This window comes from Neisseria sp. Marseille-Q2251, assembly GCF_940793045.1.
Classification (GTDB): Bacteria; Pseudomonadota; Gammaproteobacteria; order Burkholderiales; family Neisseriaceae; genus Neisseria.
Genome location: NZ_CALNWV010000076.1, coordinates 1 through 3,752, shown reverse-complemented (window position 1 = coordinate 3,752; position 3,752 = coordinate 1). Strand labels below are relative to the sequence as shown.

At 51.2% G+C, this 3,752-nt stretch carries 2 protein-coding genes and 2 pseudogenes; 2 read left to right on the top strand and 2 right to left on the bottom strand.

The genetic code is table 11. The features are described 5' to 3' along the window. A pseudogene (locus AAG834_RS13540) lies at window positions 1-250 on the top strand (IS30 family transposase); the annotation flags it as partial. A 129-nt stretch (window positions 251-379) separates the two neighbouring features. Here the strand turns inward: AAG834_RS13540 and AAG834_RS13535 are convergent. Then, a complete protein-coding gene (locus AAG834_RS13535) occupies window positions 380-1,261 on the bottom strand; it encodes a prephenate dehydrogenase (protein ID WP_070512676.1) in 882 nt (293 codons plus the stop codon). Between the two features lie 386 nt (window positions 1,262-1,647). On the opposite strand from AAG834_RS13535, the gene rfaQ reads away from it, so the two are divergent. Next, a complete protein-coding gene (gene rfaQ, locus AAG834_RS13530) occupies window positions 1,648-2,754 on the top strand; it encodes a putative lipopolysaccharide heptosyltransferase III (RefSeq protein WP_342032428.1) in 1,107 nt (368 codons plus the stop codon). Window positions 2,755-3,047: 293 nt separating this feature from the next. Here rfaQ and AAG834_RS13525 read toward each other — a convergent pair. Beyond that, window positions 3,048-3,752, bottom strand: a pseudogene (locus AAG834_RS13525) (IS30 family transposase); the annotation flags it as partial.

The following is a 3,752-nucleotide window of genomic DNA, read 5'->3' as shown; positions in this document are numbered from 1 at the left end:
CCAAAATAGCCAAAGCATTAGCAGCGAAAACCTATTTTTGCCGCCTCTACCATTCTTGGGAGAAAGGGCTGAATGAGAACACCAACGGACTCATCCGACAATATTTCCCCAAACAAACCGATTTCCGAAACATCAGCAATCGGGAGATACGCAGGGTTCAAGATGAGTTGAACCACCGGCCAAGAAAACACTTGGCTACGAAACGCCAAGTGTTTTATTCTTGAATCTGTTCAAACCGCTGATACACTAGTGTTGCACTTGAAATCCGAATCCAAGCCTGCCTGAAATCAACAAAAGGTCGTCTGAAAACTGATTTTCAGACGACCTTTTTGCTTGTTGGAGAGAGTCAGTTGCAAGGCAAGGCTGGATATTCAACCCGCTATTGGCTGCCCAACCAGTCATCGCGGGTTTGTTTGGCTTCTTCAAAATAACGGTATAACGCGTCGCGGTTTTCTTGTTCGAGGATACGCTCCAGCTCGGAAAGCTGGTCGTGCAGTCCGGCAATCAGCTTGATCAGGCTGTTTTTATTGTCCAGGCAGATGTCCGTCCAAATGGCGGGATGGCTGGAAGCGATGCGGGTAAAGTCTCGGAAACCGCTGGCGGCAAATTTCAAATATTCCTGTCCGTCCGGATGGTCGGCGATTTGATGGACATAGGCAAAAGCGGTCAAATGCGGCATATGAGAAACCGCGGCAAACACGGCATCGTGTTCTTCCGCGCTCATTTCAAACGTCTGCGCGCCGACCGCCTGCCACAGGCTTTTTATCAGGGCGATGCCTTCAGGGCGCTCTTGTCCGTGTGTGGTAATAATCAGTTTTTTATCTTGATACAACCCGAATTGCGCCGCCAACGCGCCGCTGCGGTCGGAGCCTGCGATGGGGTGCGCGGCGATACAGTGTGAAATCCGCTCGGGCAGATATTGGCGGAAAGCGGCGATGGCTGTCCGCTTGGTGCTGCCCACATCGGACACATAAGCCCTGGGCGCAAGCAGCGGCGCAATGGCTTGGCAGATGGTCGGCAGCGTGGAAACCGGCGTGGCAATCAACACCAAATCGGCATGGCTGATGCTTTCGGTGTTGATTTCCGTAAACGCTTTATCAATCACCCGACGCTCAAGCGCACGGTCGAGATTGTCGCGGTCGAGATCAATGCCGGTCACGGTTTGCACCCGTCCCAATCGTTTGAGGTCCAGAACGAAAGAGCCGCCTATCAGTCCGACGCCGATAAGGGTAATGTGTTGGAGCGGGGCGTTTAGTGTCATGGCGGATGTGTAAGGCGGTAGATAAAGGAAAGGTCGTCTGAAAACGTGCCGAAGACTATGATTTGCTTCCAAACCTGTAAAACCTTATTGGAACACCAATCCTGCCTGCGACTTGGGCTATTATAGTGAATCGGTCTCGTTCCAGCCACAACCCTGTCAGGCAGCCGATTAGCCCGCAGGCGTTTTCAGGATGGAACAATCTTCCGCGATATCAAAATATTTTGCATACACCGCCCATCCTAAATCAATATTTTTTAAGAAAATCAAAGCAAACCGGTTGCGCTCATTCACCCTCGAAACCGTTTGTACAGAAACAGTTTTCCAAACCTTGCGTTCCGTTTTACAATTGAGAGCCATTCTTGAACCAGGTCGTCTGAAAGTACCGTATGTCACTTGCACAACCCAAACGTATCCTCGTCATCAAACTGCGCCATCATGGTGACGTATTGCTCAGTACGCCGGTCGTCGATGCAATCAAACAACATTTTCCCGAGTGCGAAGTCGATATGCTGGTTTATCAGGAAACCGCCGACATCATCCGCGACAATCCCCAAATCGCCCAAATTTTCACCATTGACCGCCAATGGAAAAAGCAAGGCATGGGCAAACAATTCAAACACGAAAAAGACCTCTTCCGCCAACTGAAAGCGCGTCAATACGATTGGGCATTCAACCTCTCCGACCAATGGCGTGCCGCCATCATTGCCAAATTCTGCTCAAAATGCAGCGTCGGCTTCAACTGCATCAAACGCGACAACGCCGCATGGCGCTGGTGTCACGACTTTCTCAACCCCGATATGGGCACGACCAAACATATCGTCGAAACCCATCTGGGCATCCTGCCTCCGCTTATCCGTCCGGAAGATCTTTCAAACGCCAAAGTCCGCATGAGCATTGCCCCTGATGTCCGCAACAGCATGGAACAAAAATTGCGCGAACAAGGCTGGCAAGGCGAAGACTACGTCTTACTGCATCCAGGCGCGCGTTGGCTGTTTAAATGCTGGGAAGACGGCAAAAACGCCGCTCTCGTCCAGCTTCTGTTGAACCACGGACACAACGTCGTCCTGACCGCCTCCCCCAGTCCCGTCGAACACGACATGATCGAAGCCATCTTAGGTCGTCTGAAAATACCGGAAGGCAGCAAAGTGTGGGTATTGTCCGGCTCCCTGACCTTGCGCGAACTTGCCGCCGCGATAGACCGCGCCAAACTGTTTATCGGCGTCGATTCCGTTCCCATGCACATCGCCGCCGCGCTCGACAAACCGCAAATCGCCCTATTCGGCGCGACTTGGTTGGGCATATGGCATCCTTACTCGCTCAATGCCGAAGTGATATGGGCGGGCGATTATACCGAGCTTCCCCACCCCGACAGCATCAATACCGACAGTCCCGAACGCCTCCTGAAAGCCATTCCTCTGGAAGAAGTATGGAACCGCGTTTCCGCCAAACTCGAAAAAATTGACCAAGCGAAAACACACGCAGCAATAGAATAATCCCTGCTTCGGTATCAATAAGCGGTTGCCTATAAATAAGGTAGAGGTCTTTGCAAAATTAACTCCAACAGAATTTCACCCTATTCCTACATCTCAAGAGAACACCTAAGATTTATCCAAACATCCTGAAACCTTAACGGACGTGAACGCGCTATTTGGCGGGGACGTAGTCGGCATAGTGCGCCAGCAATGCAGTCGTTTCCAATAAAGAGCGTTCTCACAACGCATACTAAGACAGTATTGCAGCCCGCAACCTTTTCAGACGACCTTGGATTCGGATTTCAAGTGCAACACTAGTGTATCAGTGGTTTGAACAGCTTCAAGAATAAAACACTTGGCGTTTCGTAGCCAAGTGTTTTTCTTGGCCGGTGGTTCAACTCATCTTGAACCCTGCGTATCTCCCGATCACTGATATTTCGGAAATCGGTTTGCTTGGGGAAATATTGTCGGATGAGTCCGTTGGTGTTCTCATTCAGACCTTTCTCCCACGAATGGTAAGGGCGGCAAAAATAGGTTTCCGCCTTCAATGCTTTGGCTATTTTGGTGTGCTGGTAGAACTCTTTGCCGTTATCCATGGTGATGGTGTGGACTCTGGCTTTATGTGCCCTTAATACCCTAATGACTGCCGGGGCAGTGTCTTCGGCCTTTAAGTTATCCAATTTGCAGATGATGGTGTAGCGGGTAACGCGTTCGACCAAGGTCAATAATGCGCTTTTCTGTCCTTTGCCGACGATGGTGTCGGCCTCCCAATCGCCGATGCGGGATTTTTGGTCGACGATGGCGGGTCGGTTTTCTATGCCGACGCGGTTGGGCACTTTGCCTCCGGTCCATGTGCTGCCGTAGCGTTTGCGGTAGGGTTTGCTGCATATTCTGAGGTGTTGCCACAAAGTGCCGCTGTTGCTTTTGTCTTGGCGGAGGTAGCGGTAAACGGTGCTGTGATGGAGCGTGATCCCGTGGTGTTTGCGCAGGTAGGCGCATACCTGTTCGGGACTGAGTTA

Bases quoted from the DNA above. Each gene is read 5' to 3' on its own strand.
- rfaQ (WP_342032428.1), top strand. From the start codon at position 1,648: ATGTCACTTGCACAACCCAAACGTATCCTCGTCATCAAACTGCGCCAT.
- AAG834_RS13535 (WP_070512676.1), bottom strand. From the start codon at position 1,261: ATGACACTAAACGCCCCGCTCCAACACATTACCCTTATCGGCGTCGGA.